This window comes from Pseudomonas sp. FA-1 (genome assembly GCF_056856075.1).
In genome coordinates, this window is sequence record NZ_JBWXTH010000002.1 from 298,963 (window position 1) to 325,183 (window position 26,221).

22 protein-coding genes are annotated in these 26,221 nt (G+C 64.1%); 19 read left to right on the forward strand and 3 right to left on the reverse strand.

The genetic code is table 11. From position 1 onward, the window contains the following. The first annotated feature begins 77 nt into the window (after nt 1-77). The 3 genes from AC1MHZ_RS05380 (at nt 78) to AC1MHZ_RS05390 (ending at nt 3,913) form a co-directional block, all read left to right on the forward strand. Nucleotides 78-2,666, forward strand: a complete 2,589-nt coding sequence (locus tag AC1MHZ_RS05380; RefSeq protein ID WP_482966109.1) for a TonB-dependent receptor — start codon at nt 78-80, stop codon at nt 2,664-2,666. A gap of 175 nt (nt 2,667-2,841) precedes the next feature. Continuing rightward, the gene (locus tag AC1MHZ_RS05385; RefSeq protein ID WP_482966110.1) at nt 2,842-3,432 is read left to right on the forward strand and encodes a biliverdin-producing heme oxygenase; all 591 of its coding nucleotides are present in this window, start codon (nt 2,842-2,844) and stop codon (nt 3,430-3,432) included. A gap of 55 nt (nt 3,433-3,487) precedes the next feature. Next, nucleotides 3,488-3,913, forward strand: a complete 426-nt coding sequence (locus tag AC1MHZ_RS05390) for a YbaN family protein (RefSeq protein WP_084856831.1) — start codon at nt 3,488-3,490, stop codon at nt 3,911-3,913. On the opposite strand, the gene arcD (AC1MHZ_RS05395) is transcribed toward AC1MHZ_RS05390, so the two are convergent. Continuing rightward, nucleotides 3,893-5,320 carry an arginine-ornithine antiporter gene (gene arcD, locus AC1MHZ_RS05395; RefSeq protein WP_368829807.1) on the reverse strand — a complete coding sequence of 476 codons (1,428 nt, stop codon included), beginning with the start codon at nt 5,318-5,320 and terminating at the stop codon, nt 3,893-3,895. The two genes, AC1MHZ_RS05390 and arcD (AC1MHZ_RS05395), sit on opposite strands and share 21 nt — an antisense overlap. Before the next feature lie 435 nt (nt 5,321-5,755). Between arcD (AC1MHZ_RS05395) and arcD (AC1MHZ_RS05400) the strand changes: the two genes are divergently transcribed. The 16 genes from arcD (AC1MHZ_RS05400) (at nt 5,756) to AC1MHZ_RS05475 (ending at nt 23,856) form a co-directional block, all read left to right on the forward strand. Next, entirely contained in the window at nt 5,756-7,183 is a 1,428-nt protein-coding gene (arcD, locus tag AC1MHZ_RS05400; RefSeq protein WP_224456786.1) for an arginine-ornithine antiporter, read from the forward strand. A gap of 32 nt (nt 7,184-7,215) precedes the next feature. Beyond that, nucleotides 7,216-8,469: an arginine deiminase gene (gene arcA / locus AC1MHZ_RS05405; RefSeq protein ID WP_084856659.1), complete on the forward strand. Its 1,254-nt coding sequence runs from the start codon at nt 7,216-7,218 to the stop codon at nt 8,467-8,469. Between the two features lie 65 nt (nt 8,470-8,534). Next, the gene (locus AC1MHZ_RS05410) at nt 8,535-9,545 is read left to right on the forward strand and encodes an ornithine carbamoyltransferase (protein ID WP_084856658.1); all 1,011 of its coding nucleotides are present in this window, start codon (nt 8,535-8,537) and stop codon (nt 9,543-9,545) included. Between the two features lie 141 nt (nt 9,546-9,686). Then, nucleotides 9,687-10,616 (forward strand): carbamate kinase, encoded by a 930-nt coding sequence (gene arcC, locus AC1MHZ_RS05415; protein ID WP_084856656.1) that lies wholly within the window; start codon nt 9,687-9,689, stop codon nt 10,614-10,616. Between the two features lie 54 nt (nt 10,617-10,670). Continuing rightward, nucleotides 10,671-11,039: a DUF5064 family protein gene (locus tag AC1MHZ_RS05420; RefSeq protein WP_084856654.1), complete on the forward strand. Its 369-nt coding sequence runs from the start codon at nt 10,671-10,673 to the stop codon at nt 11,037-11,039. Between the two features lie 84 nt (nt 11,040-11,123). Next, nucleotides 11,124-12,632, forward strand: coding sequence for a sigma-54-dependent transcriptional regulator (locus AC1MHZ_RS05425; protein ID WP_084856652.1), 1,509 nt, complete (start codon nt 11,124-11,126; stop codon nt 12,630-12,632). A gap of 243 nt (nt 12,633-12,875) precedes the next feature. Then, nucleotides 12,876-14,621, forward strand: coding sequence for a copper resistance system multicopper oxidase (locus tag AC1MHZ_RS05430; protein ID WP_482966162.1), 1,746 nt, complete (start codon nt 12,876-12,878; stop codon nt 14,619-14,621). Between the two features lie 11 nt (nt 14,622-14,632). After that, nucleotides 14,633-14,917: a hypothetical protein gene (locus AC1MHZ_RS05435; RefSeq protein WP_084856650.1), complete on the forward strand. Its 285-nt coding sequence runs from the start codon at nt 14,633-14,635 to the stop codon at nt 14,915-14,917. Next, complete coding sequence (locus tag AC1MHZ_RS05440) at nt 14,907-15,872, forward strand: copper resistance protein B (RefSeq protein ID WP_084856648.1); 966 nt, start codon at nt 14,907-14,909, stop codon at nt 15,870-15,872. Before AC1MHZ_RS05435 ends, AC1MHZ_RS05440 begins: the two co-directional genes overlap by 11 nt. 9 nt (nt 15,873-15,881) lie before the next feature. Then, nucleotides 15,882-16,532: a c-type cytochrome gene (locus tag AC1MHZ_RS05445; RefSeq protein WP_084856647.1), complete on the forward strand. Its 651-nt coding sequence runs from the start codon at nt 15,882-15,884 to the stop codon at nt 16,530-16,532. Between the two features lie 279 nt (nt 16,533-16,811). Further along, nucleotides 16,812-17,189 carry a glycine cleavage system protein GcvH gene (gcvH, locus tag AC1MHZ_RS05450; RefSeq protein WP_084856645.1) on the forward strand — a complete coding sequence of 126 codons (378 nt, stop codon included), beginning with the start codon at nt 16,812-16,814 and terminating at the stop codon, nt 17,187-17,189. Between the two features lie 10 nt (nt 17,190-17,199). Then, nucleotides 17,200-20,055, forward strand: a complete 2,856-nt coding sequence (gene gcvP, locus AC1MHZ_RS05455; protein WP_465001404.1) for an aminomethyl-transferring glycine dehydrogenase — start codon at nt 17,200-17,202, stop codon at nt 20,053-20,055. Nucleotides 20,056-20,200: 145 nt separating this feature from the next. After that, nucleotides 20,201-21,577 (forward strand): L-serine ammonia-lyase, encoded by a 1,377-nt coding sequence (locus tag AC1MHZ_RS05460; protein ID WP_084856641.1) that lies wholly within the window; start codon nt 20,201-20,203, stop codon nt 21,575-21,577. Between the two features lie 25 nt (nt 21,578-21,602). Further along, nucleotides 21,603-22,724, forward strand: coding sequence for a glycine cleavage system aminomethyltransferase GcvT (gene gcvT / locus AC1MHZ_RS05465; protein WP_084856639.1), 1,122 nt, complete (start codon nt 21,603-21,605; stop codon nt 22,722-22,724). Nucleotides 22,725-23,067: 343 nt separating this feature from the next. After that, on the forward strand, nt 23,068-23,280 hold the full coding sequence (locus AC1MHZ_RS05470; protein WP_043210709.1) for a cold-shock protein: 213 nt from the start codon (nt 23,068-23,070) through the stop codon (nt 23,278-23,280). Between the two features lie 90 nt (nt 23,281-23,370). Then, nucleotides 23,371-23,856 (forward strand): RDD family protein, encoded by a 486-nt coding sequence (locus AC1MHZ_RS05475; protein ID WP_084856638.1) that lies wholly within the window; start codon nt 23,371-23,373, stop codon nt 23,854-23,856. Between the two features lie 70 nt (nt 23,857-23,926). Here AC1MHZ_RS05475 and lptG read toward each other — a convergent pair whose 3' ends face one another. Beyond that, nucleotides 23,927-24,988: an LPS export ABC transporter permease LptG gene (gene lptG, locus AC1MHZ_RS05480; RefSeq protein ID WP_482966111.1), complete on the reverse strand. Its 1,062-nt coding sequence runs from the start codon at nt 24,986-24,988 to the stop codon at nt 23,927-23,929. Next, nucleotides 24,981-26,096 carry an LPS export ABC transporter permease LptF gene (gene lptF / locus AC1MHZ_RS05485; RefSeq protein WP_196146447.1) on the reverse strand — a complete coding sequence of 372 codons (1,116 nt, stop codon included), beginning with the start codon at nt 26,094-26,096 and terminating at the stop codon, nt 24,981-24,983. The genes lptG and lptF overlap by 8 nt, the downstream gene beginning before the upstream one ends. Between the last annotated feature and the right edge of the window lie 125 nt (nt 26,097-26,221).

Genomic DNA, 26,221 nt, shown 5'->3' on the forward strand with positions numbered 1-26,221 from the left:
GCCAATGCAACTGATTCTTGTTTGAAAACAAGAACAGTCATCACCTATAACAGTTCGCGCGTCAGGGAGCGCCTTCGATGTCCACAGGTCCAACTCGCCCGTCCAACCCGCCCCGCCGTATGGGGCAATTGTCCCTGCTGACCTTGGCCCTGCTCGCCAGCGGCGCCTGCAGCCTGCCAGCGCTGGCTGCGGAACCGGCCCAAGCCAGCAGCCCACGCATGGGCGACTACCGCTTCGCCATCGACCAGCAGCCTTTGGTTGCAGCGATCAATGCGTTCAGCCAGGTCACCGGCTGGCAGGTCGGCTTCAGCGCAGAGGTGGCCGAAGGTGTTTCCTCGCCAGGCGTGCAGGGCTCGCTGACGCCGCAAACAGCGCTGCGCCGCCTGCTGCAAGGTACCGGGCTCCAATTCCGCACCATCAGCAACGGCAACGTAGTGCTGGAGCGCCAGGCGATCGGCAACACCATTGCCCTGCAACAACTGACAGTCAGCGCCACCCGCAGCGCCCAGGACGTCAGCCAGGTGCCGAGCACGGTGACCGTGCAGACCCGCGAACAGCTCGACCGGCAGAACGTCAATACCATCCAGGACATGGTGCGCTACGAGCCCGGGGTATCGGTCGCCGGCACCGGCCAGCGCAGTGGCTTGAACGGCTTCAACATTCGCGGCATCGACCGCGAACGCATCCTGACCCAGGTCGACGGCGTCTCGATCCCCGACAGCTTCTTCTACGGCCCCTACGCGCAAACCCAACGCAACTATGTCGACCCCGAGATCGTCAAGCGCGTGGAAATCCTGCGCGGCCCGGCGTCGGTGCTGTACGGCAGCAACGCCATCGGCGGTGCGGTGAGCTACTTCACCCTCGACCCGGACGACATCATCAAGCCCGGCCAGGACCTCGGTGCCCGCCTGAAGACCGGCTACAGCTCCGCCGATGAAAGCTGGTTGAACTCCGCCACCGTCGCCGGCCGCCAGGGCGCCTTCGACGGCCTGCTGCACCTGAGCCAGCGCAACGGCCACGAGACCGAGAGCTACGGCAGGCATGGCGGCACCGGCCTGGACCGCACCGAAGCCAACCCGGTGGACGCGCGCACCACCAACGTGCTGGCCAAGCTGGGCTGGAACTACGCCGATGACTCACGCCTGGGCTTGACCTACGAGCGCTACAAGGATGACCGCGACCAGAACATGCTCAGTGCGGTAGGCGGCCCCTTCATCCCAGGCATGGGTGCCATGAACATGTACCGCGCCCGTACCGGTAACGACACCATCACCCGCGAGCGCTTCGGCATCCAACATGAGTTCGGGCTCGACAGCCTGCTGGCCGACCACGTGAAGTGGAGCCTGAACTACCAGATCGCCAAGACCGACCAAAGCACCGAGGAGATCTACGCCCCGAGAGTGCGTGAGGTACTGCGCACCCGCAGCACCACCTACAAGGATCGTCAATGGGTCTTCGATGCGCAGCTGGACAAGGCGTTCAGCCTGGGCGAAACCGAACACCTGCTGACCTACGGCACGACCTTCAAGCATGACAAGGTGACCGGTTCACGCAGCGGTACCGGTACCTGCCTGTCGGTTGGCAGGGGCTGCCCGGCCCCAGGCGCGGACAGCCCGGCAGATGGCCAGGCACTGGTCAGTGATTTCCCGGACCCGACGGTCGATACCTACAGCCTGTTCGCCCAGGATGAAATCCGCTGGAACAACTGGACCTTCCTGCCCGGCGCCCGCTACGACTACACCCGCATGAAACCGAAAATGACCGACGCGTTCCTGCGCGGCCTGGAGAACGGTGACGGCAGCGCACAGAACGTCGACGACTCGACCAAGCACTGGCATCGCCTGTCGCCCAAGCTGGGCGTCACCTATGCCTTCAACGACCATTACACCTGGTACGGCCAGTACGCCGAAGGCTTCCGCACGCCGACCGCCAAGGCCATGTACGGTCGTTTCGAAAACGCGGAGCTGGGCTACAGCGTCCAAGGCAACCCGAACCTGGAGCCCGAAAAGAGCAAGAGCTATGAAACCGGCCTGCGTGGCCACTTCGACGCGGGCAGCTTCGATGTCGCGGTGTTCTACAACAAGTACCGTGACTTCATCGACGAGGATGCGGTCAAGAGCCTGGACCTGCTGCCCACCTACCAGGCCAACAACATCAGGCATGCCACCATCAAGGGCGCCGAGGTCAAGGGCCACCTTGACCTCGGCCACTTCGGCGCGCCGCAGGGTCTGTACACCCAAGGCTCGATCGCCTATGCCTATGGCCGCAACGACGACACCGGCCAGCCATTGAACGCCGTCAACCCGCTGACCGGCGTGTTCGGGCTGGGCTACGAGCAACCGGGCTACGGCGCGCAGGTCAGCTGGACGCTGGTCAAGCGCAAGACCCGCGTCGACGACGACACCTTCTTCGCTCCGGATGGCCAGAGCACCAAGTTCCGTACACCTGGCTACGGGGTACTGGATCTGACCGGTTTCTACAAGGTGACCGACGACCTCACGGTCAACGCCGGTCTGTACAACCTCACCGACAAGAAGTATTGGCAGTGGGACTCGGTACGCCGCTACGACGGCCAGGGCGAGGCCGCCGTGACCCAGCCGGCCAACCTCGACCGCCTGACGGCGCCAGGGCGTAACTTCGCCATCAACTTGGTGTGGGATATCTGAGCCGTTCGCCGCAGCGGCCTGGGTGTCTGTGAAATCGAGCGCCGCGCGGGCGGCGCTCGATCTCACAAACAATACCTACCCAAGAGGTACGCCTCCTAAACCAAACAGAATTTTTACGTCCAGCCACCACCTCGTTCGTCTTGTCACTAGAGCCCAATTTCCCAAGGACCCACCCATGACCGCCACTTCCCTGCGCTCCCAGCGCCTGAACCAGGTCACCCACGGCCCCCACAGCGAACTCGATGCCCTGGTCAAATCCCACACACCATTCGACAGTCGCGAAAGCTTCGCCCGCTTCGTGGTTGCCCAGTACCTGTTCCAGTCCGAGCTCAAGGCCCTGTACAACGACCCGAAACTGATCGCCCTCTTCCCCGACCTGGCCGCCCGCTGCCGTGCCGAGCATGCCCGCCTGGATTTGGCCGACCTGGATACAGAAGTGCCTGCCCCGGTGCCCGGTGCCCTGCACAACCCGAGCCTCGGCCAGGCCTTGGGCTGGATCTTCGTCTCCGAAGGCTCCAAACTGGGCGCCGCGTTCCTGATCAAGCGTGCCGTGGCCTTGGAGCTGTCCGAGCGTTTCGGTGCCCGTCACCTGGGTGAGCCGGAAGGTGGCCGCGCCGAAGGCTGGAAGCAGTTCACCCGGATCCTTGACAGCCTGGCACTGTCGCCCGAAGAGGATGCCGCCGCCGAGCGTGGCGCGGTCGAGGCCTTCGAGCGTTTCACCGAGTTGCTCAAGCACGCCTATGCCGCGGATGCCGCACTGGCCTGACACGCTTCACCCGGCCATCCGCTTCGATGGCCGGGCCGTTCATTGCAGTGAGACCATGACCCGACCTGCCCGCTCGAAACTGTCCCGCCTGTTGTTCGCGCTCCTGGCCTACATCAGCCTGGGCATCGGCCTCGTGGCCATCGTCATCCCCGGCCTGCCGACCACCGAGTTCATCCTGCTCGCCGCCTGGGCCGCCACCCGCAGCTCCCCGCGCCTGAGCGCCTGGCTGGAGAGCCATCGCCTGTTCGGCCCAATCCTGTACAACTGGCGCCATGGCAAGGTGATCCAGCGCCGGGCCAAGGTCAGCGCCACCGCCAGCATGCTGCTGTGTGCCGGGTTGATGTTGGTATTTCTGGAAGCGCGCTGGCCGGTGTTCCTGGCCATCGGCGGCATGACCCTGGGCAATCTGTGGATATGGTCGCGCCCGGAACGTCCCACTCCGCCCACCTCGGGCGAAGGTTCACAAGCTCAGCACTCCTGAATAGAGCGCATAGGCGGCCAGGCCGGCCCCGGCCAGCACCGCTGCGAAGATCAGCTTCTCCCATCGGGTGAACAGCGCCTGCCCCTGCTCATGCTTGGCCCGGGCGAACAGGATCACCCCGGGCGCATACAGCAGCGCCGACAGCAGCAGGTACTTGAGCCCCCCGGCGTACAACAGCCAGACGGCATAGAGCAACGCGACCACGGCCACCAGCAGGTCCTTGCGTCGCAGCCCCTCCTGCCCGGCATAGCCCTCTGCGCGCAGCGCCAGCAGCACCGCATAGGCCGCCGACCAGAAGTACGGCACCAGGATCATCGAGGAGGCCAGGTAGATGAGGCTGGTGTAGGTGCCTGCCGAAAACAGGGTGATCAGCAGGAAGCCCTGGATCATGCAGTTGGTCAACCACAGGGCATTGGCCGGTACATGATTGGCGTTCTCCCGCGCCAGAAAGCGCGGCATGGTCTTGTCCCTGGCGGTGGCGAAGAGGATCTCGGCGCACAGCAATGCCCACGACAGCAGTGCCCCGAGCAACGACACCGCCAGCCCGACGCTGATCAGCAACGCGCCCCAGGGGCCGACGATATGCTCGAGCACCGATGCCAATGACGGGTTCTGCAAGTTGGCCAGCTCCGGCTGGGTCATCACGCCCAGCGACAGCACGTTGACCAGCACCAGCAAGGCCAAAACGCCGAGGAAACCGATCACCGTGGCCTTGCCCACGTCCGAACGATGCAGGGCCCGGCCGGAATAGACGCTCGCGCCCTCGATGCCGATGAACACGAACACGGTCACCAGCATCATGTTGCGCACCTGCTCCAGCACGCCGCCGAACTTCGGGTTGCCCAGGCCCCAGATGTCGCGGGTGAAGATATCGGCACGGAATGCGAAGGCTGCGATGACGATGAACATCAGCAGCGGCACCACCTTGGCGATGGTGGTCACCTGGTTGATGAACGCTGCCTCCTTGATGCCGCGCAACACCAGGAAATGCACCGCCCACAGCAGGATGGAGGCGCAGCCGATGGCCACGGGCGTATTGCCCTCGCCGAACACCGGGTAATAGAAGCCTAGGGTGCTGAACAGCAGCACGAAGTAGCCGACGTTGCCCAGCCAGGCGCTGATCCAGTAGCCCCAGGCCGAGGAGAAGCCCATGTAGTCGCCGAAACCGGCCTTGGCATAGGCATACACCCCGGAGTCGAGTTCAGGCTTGCGGTTGGCCAGGGTCTGGAACACGAAGGCCAGCGCCAGCATGCCCACCGCGGTGATGCCCCAACCGATCAGCACCGCCCCGACATCGGCCCGCGCCGCCATGTTCTGCGGCAACGAAAAGATACCGCCGCCGATCATCGAGCCGACCACCAGTGCGATCAACGCCCCCAGGCGCAGCTTTTGTCCCGGTTCGCTCATAGGCCTCCCCTCGGTGCGCTGTAATACGCATGAAACAACCGTCCCGCTCATATAAAAACCACAGCGCTTTTATAGTAGCCCAAGCGATCAAGACTAAAAGCTTCATAACAAGGGCGTCTATGCACTTGGTATTAATCCCGCGTTTTCCATGCGCCAAATCATTACCTGAAACTTTTAATACCGAATGTTTAGCGGAACTTGCTTCTCGGCTAAAAGCGACTAGCGTCAAAGGTCGCAGGCTACACAGAGTGTTTACTCTAGATGGACATGGAGGTGCCAGTGCGCAAGGTCTGCAGCCGGGTAGTCGGCACGCTCCAGGAGGTTGTGAGAAGGAATTTTCCTACTTCACATCGCCATAAACTGACCCAGGTCAGCGAATGGCGAAGACGTCGGATTTACGCTGAGGTCAACGTTCTCCTGGCATGGAGTTGTTAAATGTCTGATTCTCCCGGAAAACTCAAACTGGGTGCACTCGTTGCACTTGTCGTCGGCTCGATGATTGGCGGCGGCATCTTTTCATTACCGCAAAACATGGCGGCCAGCGCCGGCGTCGGCGCCGTGCTGATCGGCTGGGCCATCACCGCCGTGGGTATGTTGACCCTGGCATTCGTGTTCCAGACCCTGGCCAACCGCAAGCCCGACCTCGACGGTGGGGTATATGCCTATGCCAAAGCCGGTTTCGGCGATTACATGGGCTTCTCCTCGGCCTGGGGCTACTGGATCAGCGCCTGGCTGGGCAACGTCGGCTACTTCGTGCTGTTGTTCAGCACGCTGGGCTATTTCTTCCCGATCTTCGGCGAAGGCAATACCCCGGCCGCCGTGATCGGCGCCTCCATCCTGCTGTGGGCAGTGCATTTCCTGGTGCTGCGCGGCATCAAGGAAGCGGCGTTCATCAACCTGGTCACCACGGTGGCCAAGGTCGTGCCGCTGGCGCTGTTCGCCCTGATCTGCCTGTTCGCCTTCAAGCTCGACATCTTCACCGCCGACATCTGGGGCCAAGGCTCTCCCGACCTTGGCAGTGTGATGGACCAGGTGCGCAACATGATGCTGGTCACGGTGTGGGTGTTCATCGGCATCGAGGGCGCGAGCATCTTCTCCTCGCGGGCGGAAAAACGCGCCGACGTGGGCAAGGCCACGGTCATCGGCTTCATCACCGTGCTGCTGTTCCTGGTACTGGTCAACGTGTTGTCGCTGGGCGTGATGACCCAACCGGAGCTGGCCAAGCTGCAGAACCCGTCGATGGCCGCCGTGCTCGAGCATGTGGTCGGTCACTGGGGTGCGGTGCTGATCAGCGTCGGCCTGATCATCTCGTTGCTCGGTGCCCTGCTGTCGTGGGTACTGCTGTGCGCCGAGATCATGTTCGCCGCGGCCAAGGACCACACCATGCCGGAGTTCCTGCGTCGCGAGAACGCCAACCATGTGCCGGCCAACGCCCTGTGGCTGACCAACGCCATGGTGCAGATCTTCCTGGTCATCACCTTGTTCTCCAACAGCACCTACCTGTCGCTGATCTACCTCGCCACCTCGATGATCCTGGTGCCCTACCTGTGGTCAGCGGCCTACGCGGTACTGCTGGCAGTGCGCAGCGAGACCTACGAACAGGCCCTGGCCGAACGCAAGAAGGACCTGGTCATCGGTGGTATCGCCCTGCTGTACGCCATCTGGCTGTTGTATGCCGGCGGCGTGAAGTACCTGCTGCTCTCGGCCCTGCTCTATGCCCCCGGCGCGATCCTGTTCGCCAAGGCCAAGCGCGAGGTGGGCCAACCTATCTTCACCAGCGTGGAAAAACTGATCTTCGCAGCCGTCGTGGTTGGCGCCCTGGTGGCGGCCTACGGCCTGTACGACGGCTTCCTGACCCTTTGAACCACGTTTTCGCATTCTTGGAGGAATGAACCATGTCCACGGAAAAACAGAAGTACGGTGTCCACTCCGAAGCAGGCAAGCTGCGCAAGGTAATGGTCTGCGCCCCGGGACTGGCGCACAAGCGCCTGACCCCGAGCAACTGCGACGAGCTGCTGTTCGACGATGTGATCTGGGTCGACCAGGCCAAGCGCGACCACTTCGACTTCGTCACCAAGATGCGCGAGCGCGGCGTGGATGTGCTGGAAATGCATAACCTGCTCACCGACATCGTGCAGAACCCCGAGGCCCTGAAGTGGATCCTCGACCGCAAGATCACCCCCGATACCGTCGGGGTGGGCCTGACCAACGAAGTGCGCAGCTGGCTGGAGGGCCAGGAGCCACGCCACCTGGCCGAGTTCCTGATCGGCGGCGTGGCCGGCCAGGACCTGCCGGAGAGCGAAGGTGCCAGCGTGGTCAAGATGTACAACGACTACCTGGGCCACTCCAGCTTCATCCTGCCGCCGCTGCCCAACACCCAGTTCACCCGCGACACCACCTGCTGGATCTATGGCGGCGTGACCCTCAACCCGATGTACTGGCCGGCGCGACGCCAGGAAACCCTGCTGACCACCGCCATCTACAAGTTCCACCCCGAGTTCACCAAGGCCGACTTCCAGGTCTGGTACGGCGACCCGGACCAAGAGCACGGCCAGGCCACCCTCGAAGGCGGCGACGTCATGCCGATCGGCAAGGGCATCGTGCTGATCGGCATGGGTGAGCGCACCTCGCGCCAGGCCATCGGCCAACTGGCACAGAACCTCTTCGCCAAGGGCGCAGTGGAGCAAGTGATCGTCGCCGGGCTGCCGAAGTCCCGTGCGGCCATGCACCTGGACACCGTGTTCAGCTTCTGCGACCGCGACCTGGTCACGGTTTTCCCGGAAGTGGTGCGCGAGATCGTGCCGTTCATCATCCGCCCGGACGAAAGCAAGCCCTACGGCATGGACGTACGCCGCGAGAACAAGTCGTTCATCGAGGTGGTCGGCGAGCAGCTGGGCGTCAAGCTGCGTGTGGTCGAGACCGGCGGCAACAGCTTCGCCGCCGAGCGCGAGCAGTGGGATGACGGCAACAACGTGGTGGCGCTGGAGCCAGGTGTGGTCATCGGCTACGACCGCAACACCTACACCAATACTTTGCTGCGCAAGGCCGGAATCGAGGTCATCACCATCAGTGCCGGCGAACTGGGCCGGGGCCGTGGCGGCGGCCACTGCATGACCTGCCCGATCGTGCGCGACCCTATCGACTACTAAGCCATCCCCCCGGCTGCCCCCACAAGGTGGCAGCCGGGCCGACCCCGAATCCAAGGAGAACCGTCATGGCGTTCAATATCCACAACCGCAACCTGCTCAGCCTCGAACACCACACCACCCGCGAGCTGAAGTACCTGCTGGACCTGTCCCGCGATCTCAAGCGCGCCAAGTACACCGGCACCGAGCAGCAGCACCTCAAGGGCAACAACATCGCCCTGATCTTCGAGAAGACCTCGACCCGCACCCGTTGCGCCTTCGAAGTTGCCGCCTATGACCAGGGCGCCAACGTCACCTACATCGACCCCAACTCCTCGCAGATCGGCCACAAGGAAAGCATGAAGGACACCGCCCGGGTGCTCGGGCGCATGTACGATGCCATCGAATACCGTGGTTTCAAGCAAGAGATCGTCGAGGAATTGGCCAAGTTCGCCGGCGTTCCGGTGTTCAACGGCCTGACCGACGAGTACCACCCGACCCAGATGATCGCCGACGTGTTGACCATGCGCGAGCACAGCGACAAGCCGCTGCACGACATCAGCTACGCCTACCTGGGCGATGCCCGCAACAACATGGGCAACTCCCTGTTGCTGATCGGCGCCAAGCTCGGCATGGATGTGCGCATTGCCGCACCCCGGGAGCTGTGGCCCCATGACGACCTGGTACAACGCTGCAAGCAATACGCCGAGGAAAGCGGCGCACGCATCACCCTCACCGAAGACCCGAAAGCCGCGGTCGCGGGCGTGGACTTCGTCCATACCGACGTGTGGGTCTCGATGGGCGAGCCGGTCGAGGCCTGGGGCGAGCGCATCAAACTGCTGCTGCCCTACCAGGTGAATAAAGAACTGATGAAGGCCACCGGCAACCCGCGCACCAAGTTCATGCACTGCCTGCCGGCGTTCCATAACTCCGAGACCAAGGTCGGCAAGCAGATCGCCGAACAATACCCGCACCTGGCCAACGGCATCGAAGTCACCGATGACGTGTTCGAGTCGCCGGCATGCATCGCCTTCGAGCAGGCGGAGAACCGCATGCACACCATCAAGGCGATCCTGGTGTCGACCCTGGCTGACCTCTGACGGCCATCTCCATACTGTGGGAGCCGGCTTGCCAGCGATGCAGGCAATACGGTGCATGGCACCGGCTCCGCCGGTGATCGCCGGCAAGCCGGCTCCCACAAGGAACGAGATACGCCCCCTATCTCCAAAAGGACATTCACCATGCGTATCGTTGTTGCATTGGGCGGCAACGCCCTGCTGCGTCGCGGCGAGCCCATGACCGCCGACAACCAGCGCGCCAATATCCGTACCGCCACCGAGCAGATCGCCAAGATCCACCCAGGCAACGAACTGGTCATCGCCCACGGCAACGGCCCACAGGTCGGCCTGCTGTCGCTCCAGGGCCTGGCCTATAAACCCGACGAGGCCTACCCGCTGGATGTGCTCGGCGCCGAGACCGAAGGCATGATCGGCTACATGATCGAACAGGAGCTGGGCAACCTGCTCGACTTCGAAGTGCCCTTCGCCACGCTGTTGACCCAGGTCGAAGTCGACGCCAACGACCCGGCTTTCAAGGACCCGACCAAGTTCATCGGCCCGGTCTACAGCAAAGAGGAGGCCGAGCGCCTGGCCAAGGAAAAGGGCTGGGTGGTCAAGGCCGATGGCGACAAGTACCGCCGTGTGGTCGCAAGCCCCAAGCCCAAGCGCATCTTCGAAATCCGCCCGATCAAATGGCTGCTGGAAAAGAGCAGCATCGTGATCTGTGCCGGCGGCGGCGGCATTCCCACGATGTACGATGAAAACCGCAAGCTCAAGGGCATCGAGGCGGTGATCGACAAGGACCTGTGCTCGGCCCTGCTGGCCGAACAGCTGGAGGCGGACCTGCTGATCATCGCCACCGACGTCGACGCGGCCTATATCGACTGGGGCAAGCCCACACAGAAGGCCATTGCCCAGGCCCACCCCGACGCGCTGGAAAAGCTTGGCTTCGCAGCCGGTTCCATGGGGCCGAAGGTGCAGGCCGCCTGCGACTTCGCGCGCCACACCGGCAAGGTGGCGGTGATCAGCTCGCTGGAAAACATCGAGGACATCGTCAAAGGCACCGCCGGCACCCGCGTGAGCACCGAAAAGCCGGGTATCAGCTACCGTTGAATGCAATTGGCGGGCGCATCGCCCGCCGTTTTCAACCTTCCGGAGGACTCCGCCATGGCCCAGTACAAGCCCGGGCACGTACATATCGAGCGCACCGCGCTCAACCCGAATGACCACAGCTACGACCTGAACATCGAATACGAAGCGGCGCAGGACCCCAAGGAAGGCAGAGGCATCCAGTTCCACATGCATGGCAGCATCGAGGGCAAGGCGGTCGACGAGAAGTTCTTCCTGGCCAAGGACCAGGTCCTGCCGAGTTTTCTCATGCAGCTCAGCCGCAAGGCCCAGTCGCACCTACCGCCGCCGAAGAAGTTCGAGAACCTCGGCTCGCCGCACAAGCTCTACGACTATATGTTCGAGGACATTCGCCAGAAGCTGGACGTGAAGTCAGGCGACCCGATCAAGCCTGAGCATCTGGAGTGATGTGAGAAACCTGGGGCCGCGCAGCGGCCCCGACAATGTTGAGGCATACTACCGCCCTCCCCCGGCTACAGCCTCATCAACCCCATGCGCATCCACGTCAGCTTCATCGACCGCGTCGGCATCACCCAGGAAGTCCTGGCCCTGCTCGGTGCCCGCAACCTCAACCTGGACGCCGTGGAGATGGTTCCGCCCAACGTCTACATCGACGCGCCGACCCTGAGCCCCGCCGTGCTGGAGGAGCTTCACGACGCGCTGTTCGAAGTCCAGGGCGTGCAATCGGTCGAAGTGGTCGACATCCTTCCCGGCCAGCGCCGCCACCTGCAGCTCGACGCGCTGCTGGCCGCGATGAGCGACCCTGTGCTAGCAGTGGACAGCGCAGGCCTGGTGCTGCTGGCCAATCCCGCACTGATCGCCCTGTGCGGGCGCGAGTCCGCCGGCCGCTCGGTGGGCGACCTGTTCAACGACCCCGGGCTGCTCGAAGCCCTGCTGGAAAACAACTTCCACCTGCCGATGCGCGAGATGCAGCTCAACGGCCAGAGCCTGCTGCTCGATGCCACCCCGATCACCAACGCCGGCGGCCTGCTGACGCTCTACCCGCCGACGCGCATGGGCGAACGCCTCTCGGCGCTGCGCCACGACCACGCCGAAGGCTTCGACGCCCTGCTTGGCGACTCGCCGGCGATCCGCACCCTCAAGGCCCGCGCCCTGCGGGTGGCAGCCCTGGACGCGCCGCTGCTGGTGCATGGCGAGACCGGCACCGGCAAGGAGCTGGTGGCCCGTGCCTGCCATGCCATCAGCAGCCGCCATGCCGCCCCGTTCCTCGCCCTGAACTGCGCGGCCCTGCCCGAGAGCCTGGCCGAAAGCGAACTGTTCGGCTATGCCCCAGGCGCCTTCACCGGCGCGCAGCGCGGCGGCAAGCCAGGGCTGATGGAGCTGGCCAACCAGGGCACGGTCTTCCTCGACGAGATCGGCGAGATGTCGCCCTACCTGCAGGCCAAGCTGCTGCGTTTTCTCAGCGACGGCAGCTTCCGCCGGGTCGGCGGCGACCGTGAGGTCAAGGTCGATGTACGCATCATCAGCGCCACCCACCGCGACCTGGAGCGCATGGTCGCCGAAGGTACCTTCCGCGAAGACCTGTTCTACCGCCTCAACGTGCTCAACCTGCAAGTTCCTCCCCTGCGCGAGCGGGGCCAGGACATCCTCCTGCTGGCGCATTTCTTCATGCAGCAGGCCTGCACGCAGATCCAGCGCCCACCCTGCCGCCTGGCCCCGGCCACCCATTCGGCGCTGCTCGCCAACCCCTGGCCGGGCAATGTGCGCCAGCTGCAGAACGTGATCTTCCGCGCCGCGGCCATCTGCGAAGGCAGCCTGGTGGACATCGGCGACCTGGACATCGCCGGCACGTCCGTGGCGCGTGGCCAGGACGGCGAAGTGGCGAGCCTGGAGCAAGCGGTGCAGGCATTCGAACGCGATCTGCTGCAGCGCTTGTACCTGAGCTACCCCTCGACCCGGCAATTGGCCGGGCGCCTGCAGACCTCGCACACCGCCATTGCCCAACGGCTGCGCAAATACGGTATTCCGAGCAAGAATTGAATAGTGACGAGTGAAGTTTAACTACGATGCGGCCAAGCTGTACCTTGCCCTGCCTGTCTTCGCCGCCCCTCATCGCCGCGCGTGCTGCCAAGCTGACAAAAATGTAACCATTGCCTCAGGCAGCTGACAGCCGTCGCTGCCTAGGCTAGGACCATGAGCGAGCTGTGGCGCAAAGCCCAGCCCGACAGCCTGACCGCGCCGATGGATCGCGCAGGCTCCATTGACTCATGGGACATACACGGCATGCATTGCAAAACCTCGAGGCGAACCTTCGTCAAGGGCCTGGCCGCAGGTGGCATCCTGGGCGGCCTGGGCCTGTGGCGCAGCCCGGTATGGGCACTCACCAGCCCTGGGCAGCCCACGGTGCTGAGCGGTACCGAATTCGACCTGTTCATTGGCCAGACGCCGGTGAACATCACCGGCGCCCCGTGCACGGCCATGACCATCAACGGCACCCTGCCCGGCCCGCTCCTGCGCTGGCGTGAGGGCGACACGATCACCCTGCGCGTGCGCAACCGCCTGCAGGAAGACACCTCGATCCATTGGCACGGCATCATCCTGCCGGCCAACATGGACGGCGTGCCGGGCCTGAGCTTCCACGGCATCGCGCCGGACGGCATGTATGAGTACCGGTTCCAGGTCAGGCAGAGCGGCACCTACTGGTACCACAGCCATTCCGGGCTTCAGGAACAGGTGGGGGTATACGGCCCCCTGGTGATCGACCCGAAGGAACCCGAGCCCTTCCAGTACGACCGCGACTACGTGGTGATGCTCAGCGACTGGACCGACGAGAACCCGGCCCGGGTCATGGCCAAGCTGAAGAAACAGTCCGACTACTACAACTTCCACAAGCGCACCGTGGGCGACTTCATCAACGACGTGGGCGAGAAAGGCTGGTCGGCCACCCTGGCCGACCGCAAGATGTGGGCCGAGATGAAGATGAGCCCCACGGACCTCGCCGACGTCAGTGGGTATACCTATACCTACCTGATGAACGGCCAGGCACCGGACAGTAACTGGACAGCCATCTTCAAGCCGGGCGAGAAGATCCGCCTGCGCTTTATCAACGGCTCTGCCATGAGCTACTTCGATGTCCGCATTCCAGGCCTGAAGATGACCGTGGTCGCCGCCGACGGGCAGCCCGTCGAGCCGGTGAGCATCGACGAGTTTCGCATCGCCGTCGCGGAAACCTACGATGTGCTCGTGGAGCCTACCGCTGAGCAGGCCTACACGATCTTCGCCCAGTCCATGGACCGCACCGGTTATGCCCGCGGCACCCTGGCCGTGCAGCATGGCCTGAGCGCGGCGGTACCGGTGCTCGACCCACGCCCCCTGATCAGCATGGCCGACATGGGCATGGATCACAGCGCCATGGGCGGCATGGATCATGACATGCAAGGCGACATGGCCGGCATGGACCACAGCCAGATGGCGGGCATGAACCATGGCGCCGCCGGTGGCCAGATGCAGCAGCACCCGGCCTCGGAAAACAACAGCCCGCTGGTCGACATGCAGACCATGACCCCTACGCCCAAGCTGGACGACCCGGGCATCGGCCTGCGCGACAACGGCCGCAAGGTCCTGACCTACGCCGACCTGCGCAGCACCTTCATCGACCCGGACGGCCGCGAGCCCGGCCGCACGGTCGAGCTGCACCTGACCGGCCACATGGAGAAGTTCTCCTGGTCGTTCGATGGCATCAAGTTTTCCGACGCCGAGCCGTTGCGCCTGAAGTACGGCGAACGCCTGCGCATCACCCTGGTCAACGACACCATGATGACCCACCCCATCCACCTCCATGGCATGTGGAGCGACCTCGAGGATGAGCACGGCAACTTCATGGTGCGCAAGCACACCATCGACATGCCCCCGGGCTCCAGGCGCAGCTATCGCGTCACTGCCGACGCGCTGGGCCGCTGGGCCTACCACTGCCATCTGCTGTTCCACATGGAAATGGGCATGTTCCGTGAAGTCCGTGTGGACGAATGAGGAGAGCCGCGATGAACGAATCCAACCTGCGCAAGACCCTGTTCGGCAGCCTGCTGGCCTTCGGCCTGGCCGTGTTGTCGACGCCTGCGGCCCTGGCCGCTGATGAGCATGACGCACACCAGAAAGGCTCGGCGGGCATGATGGAGAAAATGGACCATGGGCAGATGGACCACAGCAAGATGCCCATGGACCACGGCAAGATGCCTATGGACCATGGAAAAATGATGGATCACGGCTCGATGAAGCCTGAGCCGAAAACGGACAAGGCACAAGCGGGCAAGGACAATGATCAGTAGAACCACGGCGTCATCGGCACTGGCAGCGCTTGTCTCGCTCGTGGCCCTGGGCCCGGCAAGCGCAGCCGAAGGCATGGACCACAGCCAGATGGACCATGGCCAGATGCAGGGCATGGATCACAGCCAGATGAATCACGGCCAGATGCAGGGCATGGATCACAGCCAGATGAACCATCGCCAGATGCAGGGCATGGATCACAGTCAGATGAACCATGCCTCGCCAGGCACTTTGCCAACGACCGAAAGCCGCACCCCCATCCCGGTGCTGACGGACGCCGACCGCAAAGCGGCCTTTCCCCCGCTCCCAGGGCATGGCGTTCACGACAGCGCGATCAACACCTTCTTCCTGCTCGACCAACTGGAATATCAGGACGCCGATGACGGCAGCACCGTGAGCTGGGATGCGTCGGGCTGGATTGGCGGTGATGTCGATCGCCTCTGGCTGCGCTCCGAAGGCGAACGTACCAATGGCGTGACCGAGGAAGCCGAGGTCCAGGCGCTCTGGGGCCATGCCATCGGGCCCTGGTGGGACGTGGTCACCGGTATTCGCCAGGACTTCAAGCCTGGCACCCCGCAAACCTGGGCCGCGTTCGGGCTGCAAGGCATGGCGCTCTATGCCTTCGAGGCCGAAGCGACGGCGTTCATTGGCGAAAACGGCCAGAGCGCACTGCGCCTGGAAGGTGACTACGACATCCTGCTCACCAATCGGCTGATCCTCCAACCGACGGCAGAAGTGAACGTCTATGGCAAGAACGATGAAGCACGAGGCGTAGGCTCCGGCCTGGCCAACACCGAAGTCGGCCTGCGCCTGCGTTATGAAATACGGCGCGAGTTCGCGCCCTACATCGGCGTCACGTGGAGCCGCGCATACGGCAATACCGCCGACATACTGCGCGACGAGGGCGAGGATGTGCAAGAAGCCCGCTTCGTGGCCGGTATCCGTATGTGGTTCTGAGACCCTGACATGAAAAGAACAATAAAGACGCTGAGCCTTGCAAGTGCCGCAGGTGGCGCGGCCATCCTGGGGGTGGCCTATTTCGGCCTGGTCAACGTGGGGGCCGACGACCCGCATTTCGCCCCGGTCCATGCCTTCCTGGCCATGGCCCGCGACCGCTCCATCGAGGTACGTGCGCGCAATCTCGAGGTCCCCGACCTCAAAGATCGAGCCTTGATCCGTGCAGGCGCCGGCAACTACAACGCCATGTGCGTCGGCTGCCACCTGGCGCCAGGGGTGGAAAAGACCGAACTGAGCCAAGGCCTGTACCCCGCTCCGCCGAACCTGGCCAAGCCAGGGCTGGATGCAAGCCCTGCCCTGGCGTTCTGGACCATCAAGCACGGCATCAAGGCAACGGGCATGCCGGCCTGGGGCAAGAGCATGGCAGACCCGTACATCTGGGGCCTCGTCGCGTTCCTCCAGCAATTGCCCTCTTTGGACGCCGAGCAATACCAAGCGTTGGTCGCCAGCAGCTCGGGGCACCAGCATGGCGGCGGCGAAACCCGGATGCACGATGCGCCCGGAGGCCACGGCGCCCATCATGGCACCACCCCGGTGCAGGAAGCGACCGCCCCCAACACCCACCACCATGCGGACGGCAAGAAACACGTCCACCATTGAAGGCCGGACAGGGTCTTTCGTATCGATTTCGCTACAGTGTAGCGAAATCACTCCAACGTCTTTCGGCCACCGATACGCAAGGGTTTGATCCACCATGGCTTTTCAATCGCCACCGATCTGTAGCGATTTCATTACAAACCGCTAGGGCAAACCGCCGCGTAAATCGCTGCCCGCCTTGATTTCCGGGGCCTCGCGCTGATTGGCCGCATTATTGCTAAGGGAATCGCGACCAAGAGCGCGGAACCACCGCGCCTACCTCCCCTGCTTCGAGGATTCCCCATGAGCGAGTTGCGTTTCACCGAAGATCACGAATGGCTGCGCGTCGAGGCTGACGGCAGTGTCACCGTGGGCATCACCGCCTATGCCCAGAACGCCCTCGGCGATGTGGTCTACGTGCAACTGCCAGAACTGCAGCAGTACGAAAAAGGCGCTGAAGCCTCCACCGTGGAGTCGGTGAAAGCCGCCAGCGGCGTGTACATGCCCCTGACCGGTGAAGTGATCGCGGTCAATGAAAACCTCAACGACAGCCCTGAATTGGTCAACGAAGACCCACTGGGCGAAGGCTGGTTCTTCCGCTTCGTCCCCGCCGATGCCAACGCTGTCGGCAAGTTGCTCGACCAGGCCGCCTACGACCGCCTGATCAACGAAAACGCCTGAGGAACCGCCAATGACCCTCAACCTCGGCACTGCCAACGAATTCATCGCCCGCCACATCGGCCCACGTAGCGCGGATGAGCAGGCCATGCTCGCCACCCTGGGCTTCGAGTCGCTCGATGCCATGACCGCCGCAGTCATCCCCGACACCATCAAGGGCACCAGCGTGCTCGGCAACGCCGACGGCCAGAGCGAGGCCGATGCCCTCGCCGACCTCAAGGCCATCGCCAGCAAGAACCAGCTGTTCAAGAACTACATCGGCCAGGGCTACTACAACACCCACACGCCAGCTCCGATCCTGCGCAACCTGCTGGAAAACCCGGCCTGGTACACCGCGTACACGCCCTATCAGCCGGAAATCTCCCAAGGCCGCCTGGAAGCGCTGCTCAACTTCCAGACCCTGATCAGCGACCTGACCGGTCTGCCGATCGCCAACGCCTCGCTGCTCGACGAAGCCACCGCCGCCGCCGAGGCCATGACCTTCTGCAAGCGCCTGTCGAAGAACAAGGCCGGCCACGCGTTCTTCGCCTCCATCCATTGCCACCCGCAGACCCTCGACGTGCTGCGCACCCGTGCCGAACCCCTGGGCATCGAAGTGGTAGTGGGCGACGAGCGTGAGCTGGGCGGTGTCGGCAACTTCTTCGGCGCCCTGCTGCAATACCCGGCCAGCAACGGCGACGTATTCGACTACAGCGAGCTGGTACAGCGCTTCCACGCCAGCAACGCCCTGGTGGCGGTGGCCGCCGACCTGCTGGCCCTGACCCTGCTCACCCCGCCGGGCGAATTCGGCGCCGACGTGGCCATCGGCAGCGCCCAGCGCTTCGGTGTACCGCTGGGCTTCGGCGGCCCGCACGCGGCCTATTTCGCCACCCGCGATGCGTTCAAGCGCGACATGCCCGGCCGTCTGGTCGGCGTGTCCATCGATCGCTTCGGCAAGACTGCCCTGCGCCTGGCCATGCAGACCCGCGAGCAGCACATCCGCCGCGAGAAGGCCACCAGCAATATCTGCACCGCGCAGGTGTTGCTGGCCAACATCGCCAGCATGTTCGCCGTGTACCACGGCCCGGCCGGCCTCAAGCGCATCGCCGAACGCACCCACGCCCTGACCGCCATCCTCGCCACCGGCCTGGAGCAGTTGGGCGTCAAGGTCGTTACCCGCGCGTACTTCGACACCCTGACCCTGGCCACTGGTGACGCCACCGCCCGCCTGCACGAGCAGGCCCGGGCCCAGGGCATGAACCTGCGCCAGGTCGACGCCACCCACTTGGGCCTGTCCCTGGACGAAACCTGCACCCAGGCCGATGTCGAGGCCCTGTGGCAGCTGTTCGCCGAAGGCAAGGCCCTGCCGGCCTTCGCCAGCCTGGCCGCCAGCAGCGACTCGCGCCTGCCGGCTACCCTGCTGCGCCAGTCGGCGATCCTCGAACACCCGGTGTTCAACCGCTACCACAGCGAAACCGAGCTGATGCGCTACCTGCGTCGCCTGGCCGACAAGGACCTGGCCCTGGACCGCAGCATGATCCCGCTGGGTTCGTGCACCATGAAGCTCAACGCCGCCAGCGAGATGATCCCGGTGACCTGGGCCGAGTTCGGCAACCTGCACCCCTTCGCCCCGGCCGAGCAGAGCCAGGGCTACCTGCAGATGACCCGCGAACTGGAAGCCATGCTCTGCGCCGCCACCGGCTACGACGCCGTGTCGCTGCAGCCCAACGCCGGCTCCCAGGGCGAGTACGCAGGCCTGCTGGCCATCCGCGCCTACCACCGCAGCCGCGGCGAAGGCCACCGCGACATCTGCCTGATCCCGTCCTCGGCCCACGGCACCAACCCTGCCACTGCACACATGGCTGGCATGCGTGTGGTGGTCACCGCCTGCGACGCACGTGGCAACGTCGATGTCGAAGACCTGCGCGCCAAGGCCGTCGAGCATCGTGATCGCCTGGCCGCGATCATGATCACCTACCCGTCGACCCACGGTGTGTTCGAGGAGGCGATCGGCGAGATCTGCGCGATCATCCACGACAATGGCGGCCAGGTGTACATCGACGGCGCCAACATGAACGCCATGGTCGGCCTGTGTGCCCCGGGCAAGTTCGGCGGCGATGTTTCGCACCTGAACCTGCACAAGACCTTCTGCATCCCCCACGGCGGCGGTGGCCCAGGCGTCGGCCCGATCGGCGTCAAGTCGCACCTGGCGCCGTTCCTGCCGGGCCATGCGGCCCTGGAGAACACCCAGGGCGCGGTCTGCGCCGCGCCATTCGGCAGCGCCAGCATCCTGCCGATCACCTGGATGTACATCCGCATGATGGGCGGCGTGGGCCTCAAGCGCGCTTCGCAGATGGCCATCCTCAACGCCAATTACATCGCCCGCCGCCTGGAAGAGCACTATCCTGTCCTGTATACCGGCGGCAATGGCCTGGTGGCCCACGAGTGCATCCTCGACCTGCGCCCGCTCAAGGACAGCAGCGGCATCAGCGTCGACGACGTGGCCAAGCGCCTGATCGACTTCGGCTTCCACGCCCCGACCATGTCCTTCCCGGTGGCCGGTACTTTGATGATCGAACCGACCGAAAGCGAGTCCAAGGAGGAGCTGGACCGTTTCTGCGACGCGATGATCCAGATCCGCGAGGAAATCCGCGCGGTCGAGAACGGCACCCTGGACAAGGACGACAACCCGCTGAAGAACGCCCCGCACACCGCGGCGGAGCTGGTCGGCGAATGGGCCCACGGCTATAGCCGCGAGCAGGCGGTGTACCCGCTGCCGAGCCTGGTGGAGGCCAAGTACTGGCCGCCAGTGGGCCGGGTCGACAACGTGTACGGCGACCGCAACCTGGTCTGTGCCTGCCCGTCGATCGAGAGCTACCAGGACGCCTGATGGCTTTCGTGCCCGCCACCTGACCTGTGGGAGCGGGCTTGCCCCGCGATAGCGTCAGCCGCCGTGACATGGTTGGCTGTTCCGGCGCCATCGCGGGGCAAGCCCGCTCCCACAAGGCCGCGCAACCCACGCAGGAGGTAGCAGCATGTCACTGAGCGTCTTCGACCTGTTCAAGATCGGCATCGGCCCCTCCAGCTCGCACACGGTCGGCCCCATGCGGGCGGCCGCACGCTTTGCCGAAGGGCTTCGCCGCGATGGTCTGCTCACCCGCACCGTAAGCGTCAAGGCCGAGCTGTATGGCTCGCTCGGCGCCACCGGCAAGGGCCATGGCAGCGACAAGGCCGTGCTGCTGGGCCTTGAAGGCGAGCACCCGGATACCGTCGACACCGAGGCCATCCCCGCCCGCCTGCAAGCGATCCGCGACAGCGGCCGCCTGCGCCTTTTGGGCGAACATGAAATCGCCTTCGTCGAGAAACAGCACCTGGCGATGATCCGCAAGCCCCTGGCCTACCACCCCAACGGCATGATCTTTCGCGCCTTCGACGAAGCCGGGCTGCAAATCCGCAGCCGGGAGTACTACTCGGTGGGGGGTGGTTTCGTGGTCGACGAGGACGCTGCCGGTCACGACCGGATCGTCGAGGACAGCACCGTGCTGGCCTACCCGTTTCGCACCGCCAAGGAACTGCTCGCCCACTGCAGCGAGCAGCACCTGTCGATCAGCCAGGTGATGCTGGCCAACGAAGCGGCCTGGCGGCCCGAAGCCGAGACCCGCTCGGGGCTGCTGCGCATCTGGCAGGTCATGCAGGACTGCGTCGAAGCCGGTTGCCGCCACGAAGGCATCCTGCCCGGCGGGCTCAAGGTCAAGCGGCGGGCGCCGGCGCTGTATCGCCAGCTCAGTCGTCACCCTGAAGCCAGCCTGCGCGATGCATTGTCGGTGCTCGACTGGGTCAACCTCTACGCCCTGGCGGTGAACGAGGAAAACGCCTACGGCGGGCGGGTGGTCACCGCACCGACCAACGGCGCGGCAGGCATCGTCCCGGCGGTACTGCACTACTACATGCGCTTTGTCCCTGGCGCCAGCGAGGACGGGGTGGTGCGCTTTCTGCTCACGGCGGCTGCCATCGGCATCCTGTACAAGGAAAACGCTTCGATCTCCGGTGCCGAAGTCGGCTGCCAGGGCGAGGTGGGCGTGGCCTGCTCCATGGCGGCCGGCGCGTTGTGCGAAGTCATGGGCGGCAGCCCGCAACAAGTGGAGAACGCCGCCGAGATCGGCATGGAACACAACCTGGGCCTGACCTGCGACCCCATCGGCGGGTTGGTCCAGGTGCCTTGCATCGAGCGCAACGCCATGGGCTCGGTCAAGGCGATCAACGCGGTGCGCATGGCCCTGCGTGGCGACGGGCAACACTATGTCTCGCTCGACAAGGTCATCCGCACCATGCGCCAGACCGGCGCAGACATGAAAAGCAAATACAAGGAGACTGCCCGCGGCGGTCTGGCCGTCAACATCATCGAGTGTTGACCCGAATAACAACGAGGAACCATCGATGTCCGAAACACTGCAAAAGACCCCGCTGCACGCCCTGCACCTGGAACTGGGCGCCCGCATGGTGCCGTTCGCCGGCTATGACATGCCGGTGCAGTATCCGCTGGGCGTACTCAAGGAGCACCTGCACACCCGCGAGCAGGCGGGCCTGTTCGACGTCTCGCACATGGGCCAGATCCGCCTGCGCGGCAGCGATGCCGCCAAGGCCCTGGAAACCCTGGTGCCGGTGGACATCATCGACCTGCCGGTGGGCATGCAGCGCTACGCCATGTTCACCAACGAGCAAGGCGGCATCCTTGACGACCTGATGGTCGCCAACCTGGGCGACGACGAGCTGTTCCTGGTGGTCAACGCCGCCTGCAAGGACCAGGACCTGGCCCACCTGCAAAAGCACATCGGCTCCCGCTGCGAGATCGAGCCGCTGTTCGAGGCGCGCGCCCTGCTCGCCCTGCAAGGCCCGGCGGCGGTCAAGGTGCTCGAGCGCCTGGCGCCGGAAGTCGCCAGCATGACGTTCATGCAGTTCCGCCCTGTCACCCTGCTCGGCGCCGACTGCTATGTCAGCCGCTCGGGCTACACCGGTGAAGACGGTTACGAGATCTCGGTCCCGGTAGCCAATGCCGAAGCCTTGGCCCGTCGACTGCTGGCTGAGCCCGAGGTACAGCCGATCGGCCTGGGCGCACGCGACTCGCTGCGCCTGGAGGCCGGCCTGTGCCTGTATGGCCACGACATGAACACCAGCACCACGCCGGTGGAAGCCAGCCTGCTGTGGGCTATCTCCAAAGTACGCCGCGCCGACGGCGAACGTGCCGGTGGTTTCCCTGGCGCCCATGCCATCTTCGAGCAGCAACGGCAAAGTGTTGCTCGCAAGCGCGTTGGCCTGCTGCCACTGGAACGCACTCCGGTTCGCGAAGGCGCACAGATCGTCGACGCGGACGGGCGCACGGTCGGTGAAGTCTGCAGCGGTGGTTTCGGTCCGACCCTCGGCGCACCGGTCGCCATGGGATATGTCGAGAGCGAACATGCCGCGCTCGATACCGCATTGTTTGCTGTAGTGCGTGGCAAGCAGGTGGCCTTGAAGGTCAGCAAAATGCCTTTCGTTGCGCAACGTTACTATCGTGGTTGATTGACTGTGGGCGGGTTCGTCATATTCGTTTTCGAACCTGCCCAATAACTTTTGAACATAGCGCCAGCCCAGGCGCCACGCCGTTTCCGACAATTTTGTCGGTTATCGGCAAAAGCCCGGAATCCGGTGGTCCGCAGGGCTTGTTTTTGTCGACGGAGTTAGCGTAGAGTCACTGCACTGTGTTTGCATGGGTCGCAACAGTTCGTGACCTGGGCCAGTAGCTGAATCTGCTACAACCCGTTCGACGTCTCTTACTTTCCTGCAACCCAGCCCGGTACTCTTTCCTATCCGTTGATACGAAAGAAACTGTCATCAAAATTTAAGCTTCATAGGAAACAAGACAATGGCTGAGCGTCAGAACGGTACCGTCAAGTGGTTCAATGACGAGAAAGGTTACGGCTTCATCACCCCAGAAAGCGGTCCGGATCTGTTCGTGCACTTCCGTGCCATCGAAGGTAACGGCTTCAAGAGCCTGAAAGAAGGCCAGAAAGTCTCCTTCGAGGCCGTTCAAGGCCAGAAAGGCATGCAAGCCGACAAGGTTCAGGTCATCGCCTAAGCGAGATCCAGACTTCAAAAAGCCCCTGCCAAGTGCAGGGGCTTTTTTTTATCCGTAGAATACCGGCTTCGCCATCTGGAGCCGCCCTGCATGTCCAAGCCTTTGCTCACCCCCCAGGGTGACTTCCCTCCGGTCGGCCTGGGCCGACGCCTGGCCGCGATGTTCTATGACTTTCTCTTGTGCACCGCGCTGCTGATCGTCACCGCCGGCCTCTACAAGCTGGTGCAGATGGCGATCATCGGCGAGGCGCGCATGCGCGAGCTGACCGATGCCGGTGCCCTGGATGGCGACCCGCTGCTGTCGACGATCCTGCTGTTCGCCCTGTTCGGCTTCTTCGCCAAGTTCTGGACCCACGGCGGCCAGACCCTGGGCATGCAGGTGTGGGGCGTACGGGTGCAGAACGCCGACGGCAGCGCCATCAGCCTGTGGCAGGCGTTGTTGCGCTTCGTGGTGGCCATTGCGTCGTGGCTGTGCCTGGGCCTAGGGTTTCTCTGGGCGCTGGTCGACAAGCGCAAGCGCGGCTGGCATGACATCTATTCTGAAACCCAGCTGGTGCGGGTACCCAAGCGCAAGTGAAGCCTACCCACCTGTAGGTGCGACACAAAAAAGCCGACCCTGAGGTCGGCTTCTTGTTTCAAATCAGGCACTACCCTGCCCGGCGCAGCAACCATACGCCCGCCAGGGCGCAGATCCCGGCGGGTATCACCACCGCCAGCAGCGGCGGGAAGCCGAACACCTGGCTCGATGGCCCCAAAAGGTCCTGGCCGATACGGAACACGAAGCCCACCAGCACACCGGTGAACACCCGCTGGCCGAGGGTCACCGAACGCAGTGGGCCGAAGATGAAGGAAATCGCCATCAGCACCAGGGCCGCAGTGACCACCGGCTGCAACACCTTGGTCCAGAACGCCAGCCAGTAACGTGCATTGTTCAGGCCTTGCTCGGACAGGTAGTGGATGTAGTCCCACAGGCCGGTGATCGACAGCGACTCGGGCGCCAGGATCACAGTGTTGAGCAATTGCGGCGTCACCGAGACGTCCCAGCGCTCCTGGGACGTCTTCACTACCTCGGTGTGGTCGCCACGGAAGTGGGTGGTGGCGACGTCGCTGAGGATCCAGTGGTCCTGGTTGTACTGCGCCCGGCGCGCGAAGCTCGAGGTCACGATGTGACGCTCGGCGTCAAAGCGGTAGCGGGTCACGCCCAGCAGCAGGCCATTGGGCTGCACCGAGTTGATGTGCACGAACTCCTCGCCCTGGCGGTGCCACATGCCGCGCTTGGAGCTCTGCGCATCGCCACCGCCCTGGGCCAGGGACCGGTCAGCCTGGGCCTTGTTCTCGGTGACCGGGGCCACGTATTCACCGATCAGCAGGCCGACCAGCATGAGCACCAGCATCGGCTTCATCACCGCCCAGACGATGCGCCCGATGGACACGCCAGCAGCGCGCATGATGGTCAGCTCGCTGCTGCTGGCCAGGCTGCCCAGGCCGATCAGGCAGCCGATCAGCGCGGCCATCGGCAGCATCTCGTACAACCGGCGTGGCGCGGTCAGCAGCACGAAGCGGCCGGCGTCCATCACCGTATAGGTGTTGCTCAGGTCGCCCATCTCGTCGATGAAGGCGAACAGCGAGGCCAGGCCGAGGATGATCCCCAGTACCGCCAGGATGGCCAGCAGCACGCTCTGGCCGATGTAGCGATCCAGCTTAGCCATGGGCCACCTCCGAACGACGGGCGGCGAGCTTCAGGCGCAGCGGCTCCCAGTACATCAGGCCCAGGCCTATCAGCAGGAACAGCCCATGTACCCACCACATGCCCAGGGCGATCGGGATCTTGCCCTTTTCCAGGGCGCCGCGTACGGAAATCAACATCGTCAGGTAGGCCATGTACAAAAGAATCGCCGGCAGCAGCTTGAGGAAACGACCTTGGCGCGGGTTGACGCGCGACAGCGGCACGGCCAGCAGGGTCACCACGAAGACCAGCAGCGGCAGCGACAGGCGCCACTGCAGCTCGGCCTGCTCGCGCAGCGCCTTCTTGCCGAACAGTTCGGAGGTGGGGATGGCCTCGCGGTCGGTCACCTCCTCGCTGACTTCAGGCTTGGGCAACAGCACGCCATAGGTGTCGTACTTGATCGCGCGGTAATCGGCCTGGCCCGGGTTGCCGTCGTAGCGGTAGCCGTTTTCCAGGATCAGGTAGCGATTGCCGTCGGCCTGCACTTCCTGGTGGCCTTTTTCGGCGACCAGCACCGACGGCGCGCGGTCCTTGGTCTTGTCCTGGTTGAAGCGCTTCTCGGAGATGAACACACCGCTCAGGTTGATGCGATCGTCGGTCAGCTCCTCGGTGTAGGTCACCCGCGAGCCGTCGCGAAGGGTCTGGAAGCGCCCGGGCACCAGGGTATCGAACTCGGTCAGGGCGTCCTGCTGGTTGATGATCTGCTGCACCTGAGCCACGCCTTGGGGCGCCAGGCTCAGGCTCAGCCAGGCCACCAGCAGGGCGACCAGCCCGGCCGGGGCCAGGGTCAGCAGCAGCAGGCGTTGCTGGCTCATGCCCGTGGCCGAGAGCACGGTCATCTCGCTTTCCAGGTAGAGCCGGCCGTAGGCCAGGAGAATGCCGAGGAACAGGCCCAGCGGCAGGATCAGCTGCAGGAAGCCCGGCAGGCGGAAGCCCATGATCAGGAACAGCACACTCGGGTCGAGCACGCCCTGGGCGGCCTGGGCCAGGTACTTGATGAAGCGCCCGCTCATGATGATCACCAGCAGCACGGCGCTGACGGCGCTCAAGGTCACCAGGACCTCGCGGGACAGATAACGGAAGACGATCAAACCAGACACTCCTGGGTTGTCAGGGGCGCAAAGCCGTTCAAGGGCTTCGGACAGCCAAGACCTATGCCGGTTCGCCGAAGGCGAACCTCCATGTAAAGTGCGCGCATTATCCTGTGATTGGCAGT